The sequence below is a fragment of the Phenylobacterium sp. genome (assembly GCF_965229015.1).
Classification (GTDB): Bacteria; Pseudomonadota; Alphaproteobacteria; order Caulobacterales; family Caulobacteraceae; genus Phenylobacterium.
The window spans coordinates 1,874,039-1,894,232 of record NZ_CBDDIM010000001.1; the positions used below are offsets into that span (position 1 = coordinate 1,874,039).

The window sequence follows — 20,194 nt, forward strand, 5'->3', positions numbered from 1 at the left end:
CGAGGCCAGCTACTGGCAGTAGTGCCGCAGGCCGTCATAGCCCAGGTAGGTGCGGCTGCGGGGGTCGTAGCTGCGGTACCTGCGGGCGCAGTAGGAATCCCAGCTGCGGTCGGCGGTCTGGGCGTGATTGGCCTGGTCGGCGGATCCGACGATGGCGGCCCCGAGTGCGAACCCCAGGATGCCGGCGATGAGGGCGGCGCTTTCGTCGTCGTCGCGATGACCGCGGCGGCGCTGATAGTCCTGGGCCCAGCGGTCGCGCTCACGGTCATGGCGGCGCCACTCCTGCTCGTCGACCCAACGGCCGTTGTAATAGTAGCGGTCTCCTTGATAGCCATCGCGGCGATGGCCGGCGTCACGGGGCGGCGCCCGCCAGGCGTCGCCATAGGGCCTCGGCTGGGCGACCGCTGTCTGGGCCAGCATCAGGGCGGCGAGGCACCCGGCGGTGAGGGCGGACAGCTTTCGCATCTTGAATCTCCATCACCCGTGCGGCGATGGCTGAGCTTGGTCTCCTGGGGGGCGGGCACCTTGACCGGGATCAAGTGAGGGGCCGCTTTGCGGGTCAGGAGCCGAGTTCCCGACCGACCGGATCAGCGGATCGACTTGAGCGTATTGATACCGGGGCTCTGGTCAGTCTGCGGCGGCGGCGGCGGCGGCGCGCGCCGGTCCAGGTAGGATGGCAGGTCCGGCGCGTCGGGAGGCGTGGGCCGGGCCTCAAGGCGGGCGATTAGCCGCTCCATTTGCACGATCTCCCGAACCTGGGCGTCGATGATCCCGTCAGCCAACCTGCGCACCTCGGGATCTTTGATATGCGCCCGTTCGCTGGTCATGATCGCGATCGAGTGATGGGGGATCATGGCCTTCATATAGGCGACATCGCCGACGGTCTCCTGGCTCCTGACCAGCCAAAGCGAGCCCGCGAACACGGCCAGGCTCGCAGCCAGGATGGCGAGGTTGGCGCGTCTATTGTCGTACATCGCCTGCATGAACAGCAGCATGACGATGGCCATGGCCGCCCCCATGAGCAGGGCCATGTAGAGCCGCGTCTCGCTGAACCGCACATGCGAGAGTGCGTAGGTGTTCAGATACATGAGTCCGAACATCACGACGGTGGACGTGGCGATCATCGCGGCGAACCGGCCATAGCTCATGGCGCCCTCCGATTGGACAGTTGGCACTTTCGTGGTCCCAAACGCACCGAGCGCCATTCTGATGCAGGGGCCGCGGGCGCTTCAGACCAGGGCGAGCGGCCCCTCCAAAGTCTGCCTAGGCGCGCGGGACCGGAGACGGCGCCTGACCCCATATCGCTATCGGCGCCCTCGCCAGATCCCGCGCATCATGCGGGTGGCCGGCGCCGGCAAATCATCTTCATGGAGGCGCTGGCCGCGCGCCTGAGCTCGACCTGCCAGGATGGCCTCCAACTCCCCATCGGACGGAAGAGCGCTGATGATCTGCCCTTCCTTGAAGCTTGCTCGCTTCTTCCGTCCGTCGCTCTCCTGGGGCGGACCCCAATTATTCCTCGAGAAGAAGGGCTTCAGGAACGCCGCCTGGCCGCAATGCCAACGCCCCCCGAGATCCCGGTTCTGGCCGTGCGATCAGGGAATGCGCGATGAGGAGTCGAGCGGCTCGTGACTCGACTCGATCGGAGTTAAGGTCTTATATAATTGCCCATAAGCGGCTTATGAACGTTTATATGAGACTTCAATATGAGATCGACGATCACTGACATACTGCCCCCGCGCGTCAAGCGCGGGCTTGCCAAGCTAGGCGATGACATCGCGCTGGCCCGCAAAAAGCGCAGCCTGACGACCATGATGATGGCCGAGCGACTGGGCGTCGCAAAAAGCACCTATCTCAAGCTTGAGAAAGGCGACCCGACTGTGGCGATGGGGACATACGCCATGGCCTTTTTCGTCCTGGGCTTTCCTGATCTCCTTGGTGAAATCCTCGACGCCCGTCGCGACGACCAAGGGCTCCTCCTCGACGTTGAACGTATGCCACAGCGGGTGCGGACACCGAAGTCGCCGAGGCCACTGTGAAGCGGACGATCGCAGTCCACCTCGGCGACGAAGCGCGACCGCTCGCGACCTTGCACTACGATCAGCAGGGCGCGCGCGAGAGCGCCGCCTTCGAATACCATGCGTCCTGGCTCGCCGCGCCCGACCGGTTTGCAATCGAGCCCACGTTGGCCCTCGTCAGCGGACCGCAGTTTCACCGCCAGACCCGGGACGGGTCGATCTTTCATGCCGCAATCGCCGACACAGAACCAGATGGCTGGGGTCGACGCGTCATCCAGCGCGATCATGCCAAGCGACGCCAGGAAGCCAAGCGCACCGGCGAGGCGATGGCGCAGCACCCCCTCAACGCGCTCGACTATCTGCTCGCCGTCGATGACATCAGCCGCGTCGGCGCACTGCGATTTCGGGACGAGGCAGGGCGCTTCCAGCGCGCATCCGAGGATGGCCACCGCACCACCCCACCGCTGATCGAACTTGGCCACCTTCTCGCGGCGACAAGGGCGTTCGAGACCAATACCGAAACGGTCGCTGACCTAGCCTATCTCCGCGGGCGAGGCACCTCGCTTGGTGGCCTACGCCCCAAGTGCACCGTCATCGACGACGACGGCCAGCTGGCCATCGGCAAGTTCCCCAGCGTCACAGACGATCGACCGGTGACCCGAGGCGAGGTCCTAGCGATGCGCCTGGCCCGTCGCTGCGGGATCGACGTGGCTGACGCCCGGCTGATTGAGAGCGACGGCACGCCGATCGCCCTGATCCGGCGCTTCGACCGTCCGCCCGGCGGCGGCCGCTTGATGTACGTGTCGGCCGCCACGATGCTTGGCGTCGAACCTGGAGATCCAGGCGAGCACGCCTACACCGAATTGGCCGATACGCTTCGCCAGCACGGTTCGGCCCCCCCTGCCGACATTGAGGAACTGTGGCGGCGGATCGCCTTTTCGATCCTAATCACCAATGTCGATGATCACCTGATGAACCACGGCTTTCTGCACGTGCAGCGGGGCCTGTGGCGCCTGGCGCCGGCCTTCGACCTCAACCCATTTCCCGAGCGAGTGCGGGAGCTGAAGACCTGGGTCTCTGAGGAGACCGGGCCGGAGGCGACGATTGAGGCGCTCATGTCCGTTGTCCCCTACTTCCGCCTATCTATCGCGCAGGCGAAGACGATCTTGGCGGACGTCGAGCGCGGCGTGGCGGCATGGCGCGAGGAGGGGAAGGCGCTGGGCATGACGGCGCACGACCTGGAGAGTTTCGCTGAGGCCTTCGAGCATCGAGAGCGGGCTGCCGCGCGGCGCGCCGCGGCATAGGGCCAAAGGCGCAAAGACAAATGCTGGGCTTTGCCACCGACTCCCGCCTTGTCGGACCTATGCGCGTCACCCTCTCGCCCTGTTTAGGCTCAGCACCTCGCCGCCCAGGCGCGCAACCAAATCGTCGGCCGCCTTTGCGTGGAGCAGAGCGAAACGGCATGCTGATTGCGATGCCGACGCCCCGCCCCGCCGCCGAGATCCCGCAGCTGGTCATCATGGGCGTGGCTGGCGCCGGCAAGTCGACCCTGATGCGGGCCCTGGCCGCGCGCCTGGGCTGGGCCTGTCAGGACGGAGACGACCTGCACCCGGCCGTCAACGTCGCCCGCATGGCCCGGGGCGAGCCGCTTACCGACGCCGACCGGGCGCCCTGGCTAGCGGCCGTCGACGCCTGGCTCGATGCGCGGCGGGCCGAGGGAGAGCCTGCGATTATCGCCTGCTCAGCCCTGAAGCGCGCCTACCGGGAGGGCTTGCGGGCCGGCCGGCCAGGACTGCGGTTCGTCTGGCTGACCGGCGATCCGCAGGTCCTGGCTCAGCGTCTGGCCGACCGCACCGGGCACTTCGCGGGCCCGGACCTGCTGACGAGCCAGTTGGCGACCCTCGAGCCGCCGGGCCCCGACGAGGGCGTCATTCCGGTCGAGATCGGCCTGTCCACCGAAGCCCAGACCAATCGGGTGATCGCGGCCCTGGGAACGGGCGCCGCCACCGGATTGGGTGACCGCCGCCCCGGGCCGCTCTAAGGAAGTGGCTTCGTTGCTTGCCCAGGAATCGAGACCCCGATGAGTGAACCCGCCGCCCAGCGCCCCGAGACGCTTGCCATCCACGCTGGGGCCACGCCCGATCCCACCACCAAGGCCCGCATCACGCCCATCTATCAGACCGCCTCCTACGTCTTCGACGACAGCGACCACGCCGCGGCCCTGTTCAACCTGGAGGCCGGCGGCAATATCTACACCCGGCTCGGCAACCCCACCCAAAGCGTGCTGGAGGCCCGCGTCAGCGCGCTGGAGGGCGGGATCGCCGGTCTGGCGGTCGCCAGCGGCCACGCCGCCCAGTTCCTGGTGTTCCACACGCTGATGGAGCCCGGCTGCAACATCGTGGCCTCCCGCAAGCTCTATGGCGGATCCATCAACCAGCTCTCCCAGAGCTTCAAGAAGATGGGCTGGGGCGTCACCTTCATCGATACCGACGACGCCGCCGACTACGCCAAGGCCATCAACGACAAGACCCGCGCGGTCTTCATCGAGTCCATCGCCAACCCCGGCGGCGTGGTCTCCGACATCGCGTCCATCGCCGAGGCCGCCCATGCCGCGGGCGTGCCCCTGGTGGTGGACAACACCCTGGCCTCTCCCTACCTGTGCCAGCCCTTCGCCCACGGCGCCGACATCGTCGTCCATTCCTTGACCAAGTTCCTGGGCGGGCACGGCAATTCGATCGGCGGCATGATCGTCGACAGCGGCCGCTTCGACTGGACGGCTGGCGGCAAGTACCCCTACCTCTCGACCCCCAACCCCAGCTATCACGGCAAGATCTTCACCGAGGCCTTCGGCCCCGCCGCCTTCATCGTCGCCTGCCGCGCGCTCGGCCTGCGCGACCTGGGCCCGGCGATCTCCCCCTTCAACGCCTTCATGATCCTGACCGGGATCGAGACCTTGCCGCTGCGGATGGAGCGGCACTGCCAGAACGCCCTGGCCGTGGCGCAATGGCTGCAGGCCCACCCGAAGGTGGCCTGGGTCTCCTATGCCGGCCTGCCGGGCGACCGCTACCATGCCCTGGCCCAGCGCTATGCGCCCAAGGGCGCCGGGGCGGTGTTCACCTTCGGCCTGAAGGACGGCTACGCCGCCGGCGTGAAGCTGGTGAGTTCGGTGAAGCTGTTCTCCCACCTGGCCAATATCGGCGACACCCGCAGCCTGATCATCCACCCCTCCTCCACCACGCACCGGCAACTGGAGGAGGCCGACCAGATCGTCGCGGGCGCCGGCCCCGACGTGGTGCGGCTGTCGGTGGGCCTCGAGCACATCGACGACATCATCGCCGACCTGGACCAGGCCCTGGCGGGGCTCTGAGGCCGGCTCGCGGCGGGACGGCGGGGTTTAGTCTTCGTCGTCCTGCAGCACCTGCAGCACCTGGGCCGCCACGGAGACGGCGATCACCTCCGGGGCGCGGCCGTGCAGTTCGGGAATGCCGATGGGGCATTGCAGGCGGGCGATCTGGTCGGCGGGCAGGCCGGCCTCGGCGAGGCTCGCCAGGATCTCGTCGCGCTTCTTGCGCGAGCCGATCATACCGCAGTAGCGGAAGCGGCCGGCGGTGAGGATGGCCTGGGCGATCCGGCCGTCCAGCCCGTGGCTGGCGCTGGCGATCAGGGCGTAGTCGCCCTCCTCCAGGCAACCGGCCAGCTCCACCATCTCGTCCTCGCTGAGGATGACGGCGGGCTTGTCGGGCCGGGTGTCGTAGGCCTCCACCTCGAAGGGCAGCAGGGCGAACTGGCGGGCGAAGGCCTGGCCCGCCGGGCCCGCGCCGAAGATCGCCAGGCGCGGGCGTCGGGGCGCCAGGACTTCGGCCATAGCTCCTACTCGGCCACCATCATGGCCGGCCGGGCGGCCTGGGCCAGGCGGCTGACCAGGGCCTCGTACTGGGCCCACAGCTCCTTGGGCATGCGGTCGCCGAACTTCTCATAGGCCGCCGGGATCAGGGCGGCCTCCTCCTGCCAGACCGCCGGATCGACGGTGAGCAGCAGCTCGAGCTGGGCGTCGGTGAGGGTGAGCCCGCCGAGGTCCAGGCTGTCCACGGTGGGAACGCGGCCGATGGCGGTGTCGGCGGCGTCGGCCTCACCCTCCAGGCGCTCGACGATCCATTTCAGGACACGGCTGTTCTCGCCATAGCCCGGCCAGACGAACTTGCCGTTCTCGTCCTTGCGGAACCAGTTGACGAAATAGATGCGCGGCAGCTTCGAGGCGTCGGCCTGCTCGCCCATCTTCAGCCAGTGACTGAAATAGTCGCCCATGTTGTAGCCGCAGAACGGCAGCATGGCGAAGGGGTCGCGGCGCAGCTCGCCGATCTTGTTCTCCGCCGCCGCGGTGCCTTCCGAGGCGACATTGGAGGCCATGAAGACGCCGTGGGCCCAGTCGAAGGCCTCGGTCACCAGGGGCACGGCGCTGGCGCGGCGGCCGCCGAACAGGATGGCCGAGATCGGCACGCCCTTGGGGTCTTCCCATTCCGGGGCGATCACCGGGCACTGCGAGGCGGGCACGGTGAAGCGGGCGTTGGGGTGGGCGGCGGGTTGGCCGCTGTCGGGGGACCAGGGCTGGCCCTTCCAGTCGGTGAGCCCCTCGGGCGGGGTCTCGGTGAGGCCTTCCCACCAGACGTCGCCGTCGGCGGTGAGCGCCACATTGGTGAAGACGCTGTTGGAGTGCAGGGAGTCGATGGCGTTCTTGTTGGTCACCATGCCGGTGCCCGGCGCCACGCCGAAGAAGCCCGCCTCCGGATTGATGGCGTAGAGCTGGCCGTCGTCGCCGAAGCGCATCCAGCAGATGTCGTCGCCGATGGTCTCGGCCTTCCAGCCCGGCAGGGTGGGCTGCAGCATGGCCATGTTGGTCTTGCCGCAGGCGCTGGGGAAGGCGGCGGCCACGTAGCGGACCTGCCCTTGCGGCGAGGTCAGCTTGAGGATCAGCATGTGCTCGGCGAACCAGCCCTCGTCGCGGGCCATGACCGAAGCGATGCGCAGGGCGAAGCATTTCTTGCCCAGCAAGGCGTTGCCGCCATAGCCAGAGCCGTAGGACCAGATCTCCCGGCTCTCGGGGAAGTGGACGATGTACTTGATCTCGTTGCAGGGCCACGGCACGTCGGCCTGGCCCTCGGCCAGCGGCATGCCGACCGAATGCAGGGCCGGCACGAAGAAGCCGTCGTCGCCGATCTCCTTCAGAGCGCCGGCGCCCATGCGGGTCATGACGCGCATGGAGATGGCCACATAGGCGCTGTCGGTGATCTCCACCCCCAGCTGGCTGATCTTCGAGCCCAGCGGGCCCATGCTGAAGGGCACCACATACATGGTGCGGCCCTTCATGCAGCCCTTGAACAGGTCCTGCAGGTCGGCCCGCATCTCGGTGGGGTCGAGCCAGTTGTTGGTGGGGCCGGCGTCGATTTCCAGCTCAGAGCAGATGAAGGTGCGGCTCTCGACCCGGGCGACGTCACGGGGGTCCGACGCGGCGAAAAAGGAGTTGGGCCGGATGGCGGGATTGAGGGGCTTCAGGGTGCCGCCGGCCACCAGCTCGGCGGTGAGCGCGTCCCACTCGGCGTCGGAGCCGTCGCACCAGTGAACCCGGTCAGGCTGGGTCAGGGCCGCGGTCTGGGCGACCCATTCGATGAGCTTGGCGTGTTTGGTCGGTGCGGGGAAAAGCCCCGGAATAGTCGTGGTGGCGGTCAAAGCAGAAACTCCCCAGCCGGCCCCAGGCGCTGACGCGCCCCAATGTGGGGCCGATCCCTAATGAACCAAATCCTAAATGGCGAGGCCTGCAAAGCAAACCCGGCGCCGAAATCTGTTGTTAAGCCGTATGTTACGCAGGGTCAGCCGCAATAGGCGGCGCAAAACGTCCTATATAATATGATAAAATAGACATTCAAAGACAGCGTGGACCTTCAAATCTCCGCTGCACTCTAAGAGCCCGCCGCGAAGTGACACCGGTGTCTATAGGGGCCTCCGCACTGCGGATGGGACGCGGCGCGTCGTGGGTTCATGCCCGGCCATGAGCTCGACAACCCACCGGCTCATTTTTCTTCGCTGATCAGCTGGCGATGGGCTTCGAAGGCCCGGGTGAGCGCCGGCGATGGCGCGGGCCGATTGAGCAGCAGGTCTGCGACTCGCTGCTGATCTTCCAGGGAGAGCCGAATGATCTGGGTTTCGGTGATTGTGCGCTCGGCCGCGTCCTGAGCGGCGGCGGCCACGAAGTCACTTATGCTCCGCCCCTGAATCTCAGCGGCGCGTTTGACCGCGGCCAGCACCTCGGACGCAATTCTCACCCCGATGCGAGAGGTCCGATTGCTTGAGGCAATGGCCATCACGAGCCTCCTTCCGCCCTTTGTGGACGGGAATTTGCCAGCCATTGCAGACGACGACGTTTCTCGCCAGCGCAGGCTGGCGTCCGAACGAAGCATCCCGTGGTGAGCCAATCCAAGCACTTCTCTCCCCGCCAGCGGCTAGGAAGGCTTTGGGGGTGACGCGTGAACCCCCGCCTAGTTTGCTGCGGTTCGGCCTCCCCTAGGCGAGGATCTGCAGGCCATGCTTCTGGACGATCGCCAGCAGCTTGAGCGCCGCGCCGCTCGGCTTCTTAGAACCGGCCTCCCACTTCTCCACAGTGCTCTCGCTGGTATTGAGATAGCGGGCGAAGACGGGCTGGCTGACGTGGTTGCTTTCGCGCAGCAGCTTGATCTGGGCGGGCTCGATCATCGGCGGCACGGTGAGGCACGTGGCGTCGAAGTCGCGCATCGTAGCCTTGTCGATCGTGCCGGCTCGAAACATCCCGGCAACGCTGCTGTGGATCGCCTCAAAGGCATCGCTCTTATATTTGGGCTTGGTCGTCATGACAGATCTCCACAATCACCTTGGCCTGAAGCTCCTTGTCGATCTCAGCGTCGGTCTTTTCGGCGTAGAGGTCGGCTAGCTTGCGGAAGGCCTTCAATTCGTCATCGTCTATGTTGGCCCGATCCTTCTTCGCGAACAGATAGGCATAGACCCAGTACCTTCGGCCTTTGGTCAGGATGATGCTACGGCTTCGGTTCTTGTCGAGGCGCTTCTTGAACACCCCGCCGCCCAGATCATCGGCCTGGCCCGCCATCGCCGCCCGCACCGCTGCGCAAAGCTCGTCGTCCTTGATCAGGGCCTTTCTGGCCGCCTTCGCAAACCATGCCGTCTTCAAGACTCGCGCGACTGTCTCCGACTGGACCATGGCGCATATGTAGCACTAAGTGCTATCTCACTCAATAGCGACGACCATATGTCCATCGAGGCGCTTCACGGCCCTGCGGTAAACTTGGCCGATGGCCAGGCCGCAGGGTATCGCCCAAAACGAAAGAGGACGCGGCGCAAGACGCCGCGTCCTCCTGTTCGCTCAGCCGTGGCGGTCGGCTACCACTTGTAGCTCAGGCGGCCATAGACGAAGCGGCCGTTGAACCCGAAGGGCGAGAAGCCCGGGAAGCCGATGGAGCCCGTCGCGCCGTTGACGCTGGTGGGCGTCGTGCGGGGATACTCATCGAGGATGTTGTTGGCGCCCAGGGCCACCGTCACGCCCATGGGGAAGGTGTACCGGCCTTCCAGGTCCACCAGGGTCGCGCGGCCCGTGCCGTTGTCGAAGGCCGGGTTGTTGCTCGGCGACAGCACGCCGTCATAGTCGGTGACCTTGGTGCTGATGGCGACATTGTTGCGGGTCCAGTCGGCCCCGAACACCAGCTTGCGTTCCGGCGTGCCCTCTTCGTAGGTCAGGCGATTGGCCCGGTCGAACAGGAAGGCCGGCTGCGGCAGGGCCGAAAGGGTCGGCAGGGCCGGGGTCTTGGTGACCTCGGTGGAGTTGAAGTTCGCCGCCGCGGTCAGGTCCAGGCGGCTGTCGCCCAGGTCGAAGTGATAGCGGGCGACGACGTCGAGGCCCTTGGTGGTGGTGTCCACGCCATTGATGAAGAAGCGCGCGGCGCTGACGCCGAAGGGCGCCAGCAGGGCCGAGATCGCCGCCGAGGTCGCCGCCGGGGTGTTAGTGTTGGGCAGGTTCTCCGAGAGCACGATGCGGTTCTCGAGCTCGATCTGGTAGGCGTCGACCGTCAGTTCGAAGGCGCCGGCGCGGTAGACCAGGCCCAGGGAGTAGTTGACCGAGGTCTCCGGCTCCAGGGGCTTGGCGCCCAGCGCGCGGGCCACGGGGCTGGACACCGGGAAGGTGCCGACCTCGATGAGTTGGAAGGTCGAGCCCACCAGCACATTGTTGGTGGAGGTATAGGTGAAGTACTGCTGCTGCAGGGCCGGGGCCTTGAAGCCGGTGGAGACGGCGCCGCGCAGGGCGAAGGCGTCATTAAAGTCATAGCGCAGGGCGATCTTGCCGGTGCCCTTGCCGCCGAAGTCCGAATAGTCCTCGTAGCGGGCGGCGATGTCGAAGCCGAACTTGTCGGTCAGCTTGCCTTCCACGTCGGCATAGACGGCGTAGTTGTGACGCGAGACGTCCACCTCGTTGGCGGGGCGGAAGCCCGGGAAGCCCTGGGAGACACCGGCCTTGGTCGGGTCGGGACCGACCGTGTAGGAGGCCGGCTCGCCCGCACCGATGGCGAAGGACTCGTCACGATACTCCAGGCCGCCGGCCACGTTGAGCGGCTCCACCAAGCCCACGTCGAAGGTGCGCGACAGGTTCAGGTCGACGATCCACTGGGCGTATTCCAGCGAGCCGGCCTTGAAGGTCCGCGGCGAGGCCGCGCCATAGGAGGCGTTGATCGAGTTGACCACCGTGTAGTCCAGCTCGTTCTTGCCGTAGTTGGCCGACAGGTCGACCTTCCAGCCGGCCGCCTCGCCCTTGATCCCGCCCTGGACCGTCAGATCCTTGATCTCGGTTTCGATCTGCGGAAGGAAGCCGCCCGGATAGACCGAGGGGACGTTGTTGGCGTTGTTGTAGGCGCGCGCGGTGGCCGCGGCGTTGGTGTCGCGGTGCTGGTAGCCGGCGAAGCCATAGACCGACCAGGTGTCGTTCAGCGGCAGGCCGGCGTTCGCGAACACCGAATAGCTCTCCACCTTCGGGTCGCCGTAGCGGCCGATGATGCGGCCCTGGTTGTAGAGCGGCAGGGCCGTGCGGTCGGCGTAGTCGGAGCGGTTGGTGGCGTGGCGGTTCACGTATTCGCCCGACACGGTCAGGAAGCCGCCGTCGCCCAGGCCGAAGCCCTGCCAGGCGGCGACCGACTCGGTCAGGCCGTCATGGGCGTCGCGCTTGCCCCGCGCGGTGCGCACGGTGGTGTCGTAGACGCCGTAGTTCAGGGTCATGCCGCCGCCGGAGGCCGCTTCGCGCAGGCGGATGTTCATCACGCCCGCGATGGCGTCGGCGCCGTACTGGGCCGAGGCGCCGTCGCGCAGGACCTCGACGCGGTCGACGGTGACGGTGGGGATCGTGTTGAGGTCGAAGGCGGTGGAGCCGCGGCCGATGGAGCCGTTCACGGCCACCAGGGCCGAGACGTGGCCGCGCATGCCGTTGACCAGGACCAGGGTCTGGTCAGGGGCCAGGCCGCGCAGGGTGGCCGGGCGCACGTGGTCGGTGCCGTCGGTGATGGCGGGACGCGGGAAGTCCAGGGCCGGGGTCAGGTTGGCGAGCGCCTGGGCCAGCTCGGTGGACGCGCCCTGGCGGGCGATGGCCTCGGAGCCGATGACGTCGACGGGAACCAGGGTGTCGAGGCGCGAGCGGCCGACGACGCGGGTGCCGGTGACCACCAATTCCTCGGCGGTGACTTCGCTGGAGGCGGCGGGCGCCTGGGCGGCGGCGACGCCGGCCCAAAGGGTCGCGGTGGAGGCGGCGGCGAAGAGAAGCGAGCGATAACGCATTAAGAGAACCCCAAGTTCATTCGGACGAGTCGAACAGTTGGGGGGCTTTTAGGGCTCGAACGTCCAATTAAGGTCGCATTAATGTCACGAAGTTCGCAAATCCATTGTGACGCTTCTACAGTGAAGCTTGAGTATTTTTGGCCGCACTCGCTCCAAGGTTAGGCAGATCGACTTTTCCGCTTGGTCGTTCGAGTGGAGCAAAGCGAACAAGCCGGAAGAAATTCTTCACGCCATAGAGCGCTCCACCGAATTCCAACCTCGAGGCGCGCGTCTCAGTTCCGCGCAGCCTGGAAGCGGCTCAGCTCGGCCATGGCGCAGATGGCCATGGCGCAGATGATGTGGGATCCGACAATTCATGCATCGAACAGGCGGCATTTGCGCCTTCCGGAACCTGGGCTGCGCGCCGCCGCGGCCTCAAGGCGCGGCGGGGTTCCGGGCCAGCCTTCCCCAGAGGCGAGGTCAGGCGTTATCGGACAACGGGGGCGACGTGGCGGGTCAGTTCACCAACAAAATGGCGTCAGAGCCTCGATGGGACGCCGTCTGACACTCAGACCGATCCGATAGTCCGGACACTCTTTGCAACGGGCTTGTCGCCGTGCAGATCGATGGCCATGGACGGCCGATCTGGAAATTCGACCATCAATCGCAGTTCGCCGCCGAGTGCCCGGATGTGTCGGCGCAGCGTCGAAACCAGCGCGTCGTCGCCGTGTTCTAGCTTGGACACCCGATCCTGGGACGTCCCCATGGCGGCGGCGACCTCCACTTGCGTGCGCTTTACCGCCGCGCGGACCTCCCGAAGGGTGACTTCGCGGATGAGCTCCTCGCCACGAGCTTCGCCGGCCTCCTGGACGGTCTTGGGTTGCCGCGCGATCCAATCGTTGGAGTCGATGGTGCGATAGGTCATTTCAGCGCCTCCAAATGTTGATCGAATCGGGCGTCGGCCCGCCTGATCAGTCCCTTGTAGAACCGGCCCGAACTGACGCCTGACTTGTCGCCGCTAACCAGCAGGATGGCGGCGCGTTCGGGATCAAACGCGAAGGCGATGCGCCACACACCGCCATCGGCGCGAAAGCGCAGTTCCTTCATGTTCGCATGCTTGGAGCCGCTCAGGGTATCGACTGCGGGCCGACCAAGACTGGGCCCAAGATGCTCAAGCATCCTGATCCCAGCGATCAACTCGACACGCACGGCTTCCGACAGAGCATCTGCCTCGCGCGCGAAGTCGGCGTGGAACTGAACTCTCCAAGTCATGGCGATATATAGCGCACAGTGAATATGTTGTCAAATGCATATTTCAGGGCGGGGTGTCGAACCGCGCAGCACCGACTACAGCCATTTGATCACCGGAATCCCCGACCGGACGGGTCCAAGGAAGGCGCAAGCAGACGAAAGGCCCCCGGAACCAAAGGCTCGCGGTTAATGACCTCGTCGATGCCCGCAACCCGGCATTCGATCGCCGATCTCTCGGGCTCGTTCGATATCGCGCCCTGGGCGGTGACCGAGCTGTCCGGTGAGACCCATATCGTCCGGTACGCCAACCCCGCGTTCTGCCGGCTGATCGGCAAGGCCCACGACGAAGTGATCGGCAGACCGTTCGACGGATTGGCGCCGAAAACCGACGAGTGCCTGACGCTGCTCGATCGCGTCTACCGCACCGGCGCGGCCGAAAGCTACACAGCCGCAGAGAAGGCGGCTCCCTTGCCGCTGTTCTTTTCCTACACCCTGTGGCCGGTCGTGGCCGACGGCCGTACCGCCGGCGTCATGATCCAGGTCAACGAGACCGGGCCGCTTCACGAAACCCGGAAAGCGATCAGCGAGGCCTTACTGCTCGGAGCCCTGCGCCAGGATGAGCTCATCGAGGCCGCGAACTCCGCCAACGCCCAGCTACAGGCCGAGGTTCAAGAGCGCCAGCGACGTGAAGAGGACGCCAAGGCGCTGACGAAGGAAGTGTGGCACCGGGTCAAGAACAACCTGCAGATCGTCGTCGCCTTGCTCGCCAACGAAATCAAACGAACGCCCGAGCCTTGGGTGCAAGGCTATCTCGCAATGCAGGATCGGATTAGCGCCATCGCCCGCCTCTACGACCTGATTTCGCAATCCACGCTTGGCCAGACCGTTCCCATCGGGGCCTACCTCGAAGAAGTCGCCGCGACGCTCTCTACGAGCCTGCTGGGAGATTCTTCCGGCATTCGAATCGTCGTCGAGGCAGAGGCCTTGGAGATCGATTCCGAGCGCGCCGTGCCCTTTGGGCTGCTGGTCAATGAGCTGGCGACCAACGCGATCAAGCACGCCTTCCCGGCCGGCGTCGGGTTGGTGACGCTTGCCGCTCACAGGACTGGGAACGAGATCGAGCTGAGCGTGACCGACGACGGGATCGGCATGCCCGCCCCGGGTCAGGGGAGCACGCCTGGCAAGCATGGCTCCGACTATGTGGCGATCTTCGTGCGCCAACTCGGTGGCGCCCTGGTGAGGTCGGGCGCGCCAGGCGCCGGGACGAGCGTAACCATACGCTTTCCGTTGTCATTTGGCGCGGCAGGCTCCGCCAACCCCTGATGGCGCAAATTCGCAGGGCCCCCACCCTGAGACCTTGGCGCTAGGACGCCGCCGCCTCTGGCGTCGCGAGCTCACACGCGCCATCCGGCGTCGTCCGGGGTTCGCCCGCCTCGGATAGAGCTTGCATGAGCGCCTCATAGAGGCGTTCGAAATCTATCGGCTTGGCGACATAGTCGTCCATGCCCGCGGCGCGATAGTCGGCGACCTGATGGGTCATGACATTGGCGGTCAGCGCCAGGATCGGTATTCGCGGCCGGCCCGTCTCCTGTTCGCGACGACGGAGCTGGCGCGTCGCCTCCACCCCGCCGATGCCAGGCATCTGGATGTCCATCAAGATGAGGTCGAAGCTTTCGCGCTCCCAAGCTGCAACGGCTTCTTCGCCGCTGGCGACCTGAATCAGCTCCGCACCCAAAGGCTCAAGCAGGGCCTGCAGCACCAGTTGGTTCGTCGGGTTGTCTTCTGCGGCGAGGATGCGCACCGCCGACTCCAGTTCCTGCGGCTCGGCCGCCAACACACTGACGCCCTGGGTGGCGGCCCCAAGGAACGCGATCGGCAGAAAGAGCGAGAAACTCGTCCCCCGCCCCGGCTCGCTCTCCAGGGACAGTGTGCCGCCCATGAGGTCGACAAGGTCTCGGGTGATCGCCAGGCCAAGGCCCGTGCCTCCGAACCGCCGCGTCACCGAAGCGTCGGCCTGAGAGAACTTAGTGAAGAGCTCGGACCGCCGTTCCGCGGCGATCCCGATGCCGGTGTCCGTCACGCTGATGGCGACGCCATCAGCGACCCTGGCCACCTGCACGACGACGCCGCCGCGCTCAGTGAATTTCACCGCATTGGACACCAGGTTGCCCATCATCTGCCGCAGCCGCAGCGCGTCACCCCTCCACACGCCCTCGGCGGCCGGCTCGAAGAACAGCCTGAACTCCAGGTCCTTCTGCACAGCGAGCAACTCAAACGGCTTGCACGCCGCCTCCACCGCTTCCCGAAGCTCGAACTCGACGTCCTCGACGACCAGCTTCCCCGCCTCGATCTTCGAGAAGTCCAGCACGTCGTTGAGCGTCGCCATGAGCGTCTCGCCCGATCGGCGGATGATTTCCAGGTGAGCGCGGCTCTCAGGGGATAAGTCACCCCGGCTCATCACCTGGGCCATGCCCAGGATGCCGTTCAGCGGCGTGCGGATCTCGTGGCTGACATTGGCCAGGAAGGCGCTCTTGGCCGTATTTGCGGCATCCGCCAGGGTCCGGGCGCGGAGCATCTCCTGCTCGGCCAGCTTGCGCTCTGTAATGTTCTGCAGGGCGCCGACCAGTCGAACCGGCCGCCCCGCCTCATCACGCTCAAGGCGGCAGGTGGAGCTAGCCCAAACCTCCTTGCCGTCCGCGCGAGCGACGCGATACTCGGCCCGGTAGGGCGCGCCGATATGCTCGGCGTCAGCCCAGGCCTTCGCGGCCACCTCCCGGTCGCGGGGATCGACGCTGCTGAAAGGGTCTCTCCACATCTGATCGTAGGTGAGTCCACTCTCGAAGAACGTGTCTTCCGAGCCATCCGAAAACACGCTGTGTTCCCGGTAGTCCACCTCATAGACCAAGATGTCCGCCATCTCGACGGCCATCCGCAGACGTCGCTCCGCGCGCGCCAAGTCTCGCCGCGCCTCATGCGCCTCGGTGATGTCTTGAGCGGCGCCGCGGATGGTAGTGCACACGCCGTTTTCGAAGACCGGCTCGCCGAACACCCGGATCGGAGCTCTCCCGCCGTCGAACCGCGTCACTTCGCTTGTGAAGGTGATGCGCTCGCCGGTGGCCGCGGCGTGCGCGAAGAGATCTCCTATCCGTCCCCGTTCCGCTTCCGGATAGATGCCCATCGCCTCGTCGAGCTGGATTGGTCGCGGAGTCCCACCCAGGATGTCCCAGACCTCCTGCGACCAGTCGACGGCCTGGCTGTCGACCGCGATTTCCCAACCCCCGATCTTGGCGACCCGTCCTGCCGCCCGTAGCGCCGCGGCGTTCTTCGCCAGGACGACGCTCTTTTCCTCGGCTTCCGCTCGCGCGCTCTGCAGGTCCGAGACATCCCGCGACGTCACGAGCATGGCCTCCAGTTCGCCGCGCACATCGACCAGCGGGGTGACCACCACGTCCCAATGCCGAAGGTGGCCTCGGGCGGTAGGGCATGGCGCACAGAAGCGATCGCTGCGCTGGGCCGCGCCGTTCGCGACGGCCGCCCGGACCTGCGCGCGAGAAGGCTCCGGCCACATCTCGGCCCACACATCGCCGATAACGTCTTCTTGAGACTCCAATCCCAGCAACCGGCACCCGCCGGCGTTCACGTAGCTAATCCTGCCGTCGAGCCCAATGAGCTTGACGCAATCCTGGCTAGCCTCCAGCGCCGCCCACAACATCGGCTGCCGCTTGAGAAGGTTACTCATTTGATCTGAACCTGTACTGTAGTCTCATGCGCACAACCGAGGTCGCGCCGCCGTTCTTCCAGAGGGCGCCGGGCAGCTTTCCAAACGGTAAAACCTGGCCAAACGGGCGACCTAGTCATGGATTGTGTGGCGATCGGTCGCGGCGTCCTCACAACCCCGTCGGTCACGACACCGGCGGACCTGGCCTTGGCGCAAGTCTTGCGCTCAATGGCTGCGGCGGATTTGCCAAGTGAGGTGAGCGTCCCCCGCCACCAGCCATCAGGCGGCCGAGAGCGTCGAAGAGCAGATCCATGGCCACCGGCTTGAGGAGCACGCCGTCCACGGCACGGTCCACAGCCACTTGAGGCGTTATCGGACATCGGTGGCCTGATGAGGCCCTGCGCTCGGCGATCGCCGCATGCCTAGCGGCCTGGCTGCCGCCTCGGGGGCGCAGCGGCTCCGCCCCAGCGACCCAGTGTCTTCAGCTCGGCTTCATCGACGATCATGGCCCCGATCTCAGCCTCGGTCAGCGGTTTGCGCGCCCGGCGCAGGGCGACCTCCTCGCCGCTTAGTCCAAAGTCCAACACCGGGCGCAAGCGGGGCTTCTTAGGTCTAGCGGCATCTGCCGCCGGCGACCCCATGCCGCAGGATATCGGTCGCACCGGCCCCTCTGGGGGATCACGGTTGGTCATGCAGGAGAAGCTCCCATTCTGCCTGTTGGAAGGATGCGCTGAGGCGCCTATGGGGGGCCGTCAGTCGCGGAGTCATTGAGTTCAAAGCCACCGTCGGACGTGGCGACCTGGAAACCGGCAGGCCGCACTAGGCATGGCGTCGTCTGCATCGGAATCGACGAACTCACCGCGCCCTGGCGTCGGAAGGCTTATCCTTGAACACCCGGCTCCGGTGATCCTTGAGGAATCCCCACTGCTCGCCGTTGCGATGTTCAGGCCCCGTAAGGCGGATCGCGCCGGCCCGCAGCAGGGCTTCCCGCAGCTTGGAGTCTTCCAAGGGCACGAATGTCTGAATGGTGCCGAACTTCCGCTGCACCCACTTAAGCTTGAGGAGCTTCCTCAAGACGGCGTCAGTCTTGTCCTCAAACCGGTGAGTGCGCCTGTAGGCCAAATAGGCGATCGCGTTGGCCAGGATCACCGACAGCAACCCCACGACTCCTGAAACAACCGCCGTTGCGAGGTCCGCGCCCTTGATAAGGCCAAGTAGGTCTACTGGATTGAAAATGCTCATTGGTCGCCCCCCGGAATGCACCCTATGCGATTAATTGTGGTTGGCGAATCCTAATTCGTGCATATTAATACACAGGCGGCTATTCCGGCGGAAGCGTTGGCTCCACTTGGGTCGGCTTGCAATCTTGCATACCGTCTTCGTAATTGCGCGCGGCTCGGCGGGCTATGCTACACCCCGCTTCATTTGATCTGGCTCGGTCCGCACATGAACAATACGAATGAATACAAAGACCCAGTCGATATATTATTCGGAACGCGCGTGCGTTTGTTGCGCAAACAGCGTGGCCTTTCTCAAGACGAATTGGCCCAGGCGATCGACGTGACCACGCAACAGCTTCAGAATGCGGAGCAGGCGTCCGTCCGCACGAGCCTCTCAATGGCTAGCAGGGTCGCCAAAGCCCTGGGCACGACGGTCGGAGACCTGATTGGCGAGCGCGATGCTGGTGGACACGACGTAGGCGACCTCGCCCAAGTGATGAGCCAAAGCGAGGTTCTCCAACTCGTTCGGGCTTTCTCCCGCCTGTCCGAAGGTGAGCAACGCGGCGCCGTGGTCGATCTGGTGGTCGCACTGGCGGCTGAGGACTGACACCCATCCGGGCGACATCTTCACGGCTTCGGACATATCGTTGTCATCGAACCACTTCGACGCCGTGGCGTTGATCGACTCCCGGTGCGTTGCAGGGTTGAGGCGGCCCTAATTCCACGCTGATACGCATTTCCTCTGCGCGATCAAAAGCTGGCCCTGCGGCTCGGAAGAATCGTAGAAGCTAACGACGTTACGTGGAGGCAGACGAACCGATGAAAGACCCCAGGGACGGTCCAGACCCGGTCGATGTCGCCGTGGGAGCGCGGGTTCGGCTCAAACGAAAAGACCTGGGCATATCGCAAAAGGACTTGGCCGAGTCTATTGGGGTCACTTTCCAACAGCTTCAGAAATACGAAAAAGCTTCGAATAGAATTTCCGTATCCACCCTCATACGCATAGCTGATTCACTTGGCGCTACGGTCGCCGACCTCATTGGCGAGCAAGATGACGGGACGCGTTCCTTTGGAGACTTGGCCGCGTATTTGGGACAACCCGGCGCCCTGGATTTGATCCGAGCCTTTTCCCGCTTGCCGCAGGGTCCTCAACGCCGTGCATTGCTGGATGTCGCCATCGCGATGGCCGAGGGCTGAGCCTTCGGCCTCGCGCTCGCCATCTCCGGCTGGCCCGTGCAAAATGATCCCATGATCGTTGAACTCTCGCCCCGCACCCGGGCCAGCCGATCGCGGCAATCGCGTGCTAAGTGGCCCGTCGTCGTCATCCTGCTGGGGCTGATCTTCGTCTGCGGGGCCGCATGGCTCGTCGTTCAACACTGAGGCGCCGGTGACGCAGCTTCACAGCTACATCGAGCAACTGGCCAACCTGCTGGAGTTGATGGGGGTTGCCATCATCCTGCTCGGCGTTGCGGTAGCCACCGGCATCTTCCTCAGAGACGGTGTCCGACGCCATGATTGGCGGGACGGCTACGATCGCTATCGGGCAAACCTGGGCCGGGGAATTCTCCTTGGCCTCGAACTGCTCGTCGGCGCCGACATCATCGGCACCATCACTGCGCCCCTGACCTTCACCAGCGTGGGATTGCTGGCGATCATCGTCCTGATCCGCACGTTCCTCAGCTTCTCCCTGGAAGCCGAAATTGAAGGCTGTTGGCCGTGGCAGCGGGCCGACCGCGACAAGAGCGCCAAGGGTGACGCGGCGCGCTGAGGCTGACCGCTGGTGGCCGCCCTGGTGGGCGCGCCATTTGCGCCAATAGCGCCATTAGCCCAGCGCCTATGCGACGGGAGTCTTGAGCGCCGTGCGGCTGGATGGCCCCGAGGTCGCGATCCTGACCGCGCGCGACCCGCAGGTTGGCGCCTGGAACCCCTGGGCCATCTCAACCAAGGGTTCAAACGTCCGCTGATGCGCAGCGGGTGTTAGCTCACGGCGACCGCCAGCCGAACCAGTTCGGTAAGCGAGGCCCGTCGAACGTTCCCGGCCCGCCGAGGCGCGCAGTCCATCGGCGAGCGTTGAGGGATCGTCCAGGTCGGACGTCTCAGCGCGCGGGCCCTGTCGCCGAAATGATCTCGCTCAAAGACAACGTCTGCCAGAGAGA

20 protein-coding genes are annotated in these 20,194 nt (G+C 65.5%); 8 read left to right on the plus strand and 12 right to left on the minus strand.

All coding sequences use genetic code 11. The features are described from left to right. Positions 1-9: 9 nt before the first annotated feature. Together ACO06I_RS09365 and ACO06I_RS09370 are read right to left on the minus strand one after the other, a co-directional pair. The gene (locus tag ACO06I_RS09365; protein WP_421932306.1) at positions 10-465 is read right to left on the minus strand and encodes a BA14K family protein; all 456 of its coding nucleotides are present in this window, start codon (positions 463-465) and stop codon (positions 10-12) included. A gap of 122 nt (positions 466-587) precedes the next feature. Continuing rightward, entirely contained in the window at positions 588-1,148 is a 561-nt protein-coding gene (locus ACO06I_RS09370; RefSeq protein ID WP_421932307.1) for a DUF305 domain-containing protein, read from the minus strand. Positions 1,149-1,703: 555 nt separating this feature from the next. Here ACO06I_RS09370 and ACO06I_RS09375 point away from each other — a divergent pair. The 4 genes from ACO06I_RS09375 (at position 1,704) to ACO06I_RS09390 (ending at position 5,382) form a co-directional block, all read left to right on the plus strand. Then, positions 1,704-2,036, plus strand: a complete 333-nt coding sequence (locus ACO06I_RS09375; protein WP_421932308.1) for a hypothetical protein — start codon at positions 1,704-1,706, stop codon at positions 2,034-2,036. Then, complete coding sequence (locus tag ACO06I_RS09380) at positions 2,033-3,319, plus strand: type II toxin-antitoxin system HipA family toxin (protein WP_421932309.1); 1,287 nt, start codon at positions 2,033-2,035, stop codon at positions 3,317-3,319. Before ACO06I_RS09375 ends, ACO06I_RS09380 begins: the two co-directional genes overlap by 4 nt. Before the next feature lie 158 nt (positions 3,320-3,477). Then, positions 3,478-4,056: a gluconokinase gene (locus ACO06I_RS09385; RefSeq protein ID WP_421932310.1), complete on the plus strand. Its 579-nt coding sequence runs from the start codon at positions 3,478-3,480 to the stop codon at positions 4,054-4,056. Between the two features lie 39 nt (positions 4,057-4,095). After that, positions 4,096-5,382, plus strand: coding sequence for an O-acetylhomoserine aminocarboxypropyltransferase (locus ACO06I_RS09390; RefSeq protein WP_421932311.1), 1,287 nt, complete (start codon positions 4,096-4,098; stop codon positions 5,380-5,382). Positions 5,383-5,409: 27 nt separating this feature from the next. On the opposite strand, the gene ACO06I_RS09395 is transcribed toward ACO06I_RS09390, so the two are convergent. The 8 genes from ACO06I_RS09395 to ACO06I_RS09430 form a co-directional block, all read right to left on the minus strand. Further along, on the minus strand, positions 5,410-5,880 hold the full coding sequence (locus ACO06I_RS09395; RefSeq protein WP_421932312.1) for an XdhC family protein: 471 nt from the start codon (positions 5,878-5,880) through the stop codon (positions 5,410-5,412). A 5-nt stretch (positions 5,881-5,885) separates the two neighbouring features. Next, positions 5,886-7,739 carry a phosphoenolpyruvate carboxykinase (GTP) gene (locus tag ACO06I_RS09400; protein ID WP_421932313.1) on the minus strand — a complete coding sequence of 618 codons (1,854 nt, stop codon included), beginning with the start codon at positions 7,737-7,739 and terminating at the stop codon, positions 5,886-5,888. Between the two features lie 341 nt (positions 7,740-8,080). Next, positions 8,081-8,371 carry a DUF1778 domain-containing protein gene (locus ACO06I_RS09405; RefSeq protein ID WP_421932314.1) on the minus strand — a complete coding sequence of 97 codons (291 nt, stop codon included), beginning with the start codon at positions 8,369-8,371 and terminating at the stop codon, positions 8,081-8,083. A 199-nt stretch (positions 8,372-8,570) separates the two neighbouring features. Then, positions 8,571-8,894, minus strand: coding sequence for a helix-turn-helix domain-containing protein (locus ACO06I_RS09410; RefSeq protein WP_421932315.1), 324 nt, complete (start codon positions 8,892-8,894; stop codon positions 8,571-8,573). Continuing rightward, positions 8,872-9,228 carry a type II toxin-antitoxin system RelE/ParE family toxin gene (locus tag ACO06I_RS09415; RefSeq protein ID WP_421932316.1) on the minus strand — a complete coding sequence of 119 codons (357 nt, stop codon included), beginning with the start codon at positions 9,226-9,228 and terminating at the stop codon, positions 8,872-8,874. The genes ACO06I_RS09410 and ACO06I_RS09415 overlap by 23 nt, the downstream gene beginning before the upstream one ends. 209 nt (positions 9,229-9,437) lie before the next feature. Next, positions 9,438-11,870, minus strand: coding sequence for a TonB-dependent receptor plug domain-containing protein (locus ACO06I_RS09420; protein ID WP_421932317.1), 2,433 nt, complete (start codon positions 11,868-11,870; stop codon positions 9,438-9,440). A gap of 547 nt (positions 11,871-12,417) precedes the next feature. Continuing rightward, positions 12,418-12,774 (minus strand): helix-turn-helix domain-containing protein, encoded by a 357-nt coding sequence (locus ACO06I_RS09425; RefSeq protein WP_421932318.1) that lies wholly within the window; start codon positions 12,772-12,774, stop codon positions 12,418-12,420. Continuing rightward, complete coding sequence (locus ACO06I_RS09430; RefSeq protein WP_421932319.1) at positions 12,771-13,121, minus strand: type II toxin-antitoxin system RelE/ParE family toxin; 351 nt, start codon at positions 13,119-13,121, stop codon at positions 12,771-12,773. Before ACO06I_RS09430 ends, ACO06I_RS09425 begins: the two co-directional genes overlap by 4 nt. A gap of 168 nt (positions 13,122-13,289) precedes the next feature. On the opposite strand from ACO06I_RS09430, the gene ACO06I_RS09435 reads away from it, so the two are divergent. Next, positions 13,290-14,423: a histidine kinase dimerization/phosphoacceptor domain -containing protein gene (locus tag ACO06I_RS09435; protein WP_421932320.1), complete on the plus strand. Its 1,134-nt coding sequence runs from the start codon at positions 13,290-13,292 to the stop codon at positions 14,421-14,423. A 40-nt stretch (positions 14,424-14,463) separates the two neighbouring features. On the opposite strand, the gene ACO06I_RS09440 is transcribed toward ACO06I_RS09435, so the two are convergent. Both ACO06I_RS09440 and ACO06I_RS09445 read right to left on the minus strand, forming a co-directional pair. Continuing rightward, the gene (locus tag ACO06I_RS09440; protein ID WP_421932321.1) at positions 14,464-16,839 is read right to left on the minus strand and encodes an ATP-binding protein; all 2,376 of its coding nucleotides are present in this window, start codon (positions 16,837-16,839) and stop codon (positions 14,464-14,466) included. An 834-nt stretch (positions 16,840-17,673) separates the two neighbouring features. Further along, positions 17,674-18,060 carry a hypothetical protein gene (locus ACO06I_RS09445; RefSeq protein ID WP_421932322.1) on the minus strand — a complete coding sequence of 129 codons (387 nt, stop codon included), beginning with the start codon at positions 18,058-18,060 and terminating at the stop codon, positions 17,674-17,676. 204 nt (positions 18,061-18,264) lie between these two features. On the opposite strand from ACO06I_RS09445, the gene ACO06I_RS09450 reads away from it, so the two are divergent. From ACO06I_RS09450 to ACO06I_RS09460, 3 genes are all read left to right on the plus strand, one after another. Beyond that, on the plus strand, positions 18,265-18,645 hold the full coding sequence (locus tag ACO06I_RS09450; protein ID WP_421932323.1) for a helix-turn-helix transcriptional regulator: 381 nt from the start codon (positions 18,265-18,267) through the stop codon (positions 18,643-18,645). 212 nt (positions 18,646-18,857) lie between these two features. Further along, positions 18,858-19,235, plus strand: coding sequence for a helix-turn-helix domain-containing protein (locus ACO06I_RS09455; RefSeq protein ID WP_421932324.1), 378 nt, complete (start codon positions 18,858-18,860; stop codon positions 19,233-19,235). A 190-nt stretch (positions 19,236-19,425) separates the two neighbouring features. Beyond that, positions 19,426-19,806: a DUF1622 domain-containing protein gene (locus ACO06I_RS09460; protein WP_421932325.1), complete on the plus strand. Its 381-nt coding sequence runs from the start codon at positions 19,426-19,428 to the stop codon at positions 19,804-19,806. The last annotated feature ends 388 nt before the right edge of the window (positions 19,807-20,194 follow it).

Coding starts and splice junctions, on each gene's coding strand:
- ACO06I_RS09440 (WP_421932321.1), bottom strand. CDS start 16,839: ATGAGTAACCTTCTCAAGCGGCAGCCGATGTTGTGGGCGGCGCTGGAG.
- ACO06I_RS09455 (WP_421932324.1), top strand. CDS start 18,858: ATGAAAGACCCCAGGGACGGTCCAGACCCGGTCGATGTCGCCGTGGGA.
- ACO06I_RS09395 (WP_421932312.1), bottom strand. CDS start 5,880: ATGGCCGAAGTCCTGGCGCCCCGACGCCCGCGCCTGGCGATCTTCGGC.
- ACO06I_RS09390 (WP_421932311.1), top strand. CDS start 4,096: ATGAGTGAACCCGCCGCCCAGCGCCCCGAGACGCTTGCCATCCACGCT.
- ACO06I_RS09375 (WP_421932308.1), top strand. CDS start 1,704: ATGAGATCGACGATCACTGACATACTGCCCCCGCGCGTCAAGCGCGGG.
- ACO06I_RS09405 (WP_421932314.1), bottom strand. CDS start 8,371: ATGGCCATTGCCTCAAGCAATCGGACCTCTCGCATCGGGGTGAGAATT.
- ACO06I_RS09445 (WP_421932322.1), bottom strand. CDS start 18,060: ATGAGCATTTTCAATCCAGTAGACCTACTTGGCCTTATCAAGGGCGCG.
- ACO06I_RS09425 (WP_421932318.1), bottom strand. CDS start 12,774: ATGACCTATCGCACCATCGACTCCAACGATTGGATCGCGCGGCAACCC.
- ACO06I_RS09365 (WP_421932306.1), bottom strand. CDS start 465: ATGCGAAAGCTGTCCGCCCTCACCGCCGGGTGCCTCGCCGCCCTGATG.
- ACO06I_RS09385 (WP_421932310.1), top strand. CDS start 3,478: ATGCTGATTGCGATGCCGACGCCCCGCCCCGCCGCCGAGATCCCGCAG.
- ACO06I_RS09430 (WP_421932319.1), bottom strand. CDS start 13,121: ATGACTTGGAGAGTTCAGTTCCACGCCGACTTCGCGCGCGAGGCAGAT.
- ACO06I_RS09450 (WP_421932323.1), top strand. CDS start 18,265: ATGAACAATACGAATGAATACAAAGACCCAGTCGATATATTATTCGGA.
- ACO06I_RS09435 (WP_421932320.1), top strand. CDS start 13,290: ATGACCTCGTCGATGCCCGCAACCCGGCATTCGATCGCCGATCTCTCG.
- ACO06I_RS09410 (WP_421932315.1), bottom strand. CDS start 8,894: ATGACGACCAAGCCCAAATATAAGAGCGATGCCTTTGAGGCGATCCAC.
- ACO06I_RS09420 (WP_421932317.1), bottom strand. CDS start 11,870: ATGCGTTATCGCTCGCTTCTCTTCGCCGCCGCCTCCACCGCGACCCTT.
- ACO06I_RS09370 (WP_421932307.1), bottom strand. CDS start 1,148: ATGAGCTATGGCCGGTTCGCCGCGATGATCGCCACGTCCACCGTCGTG.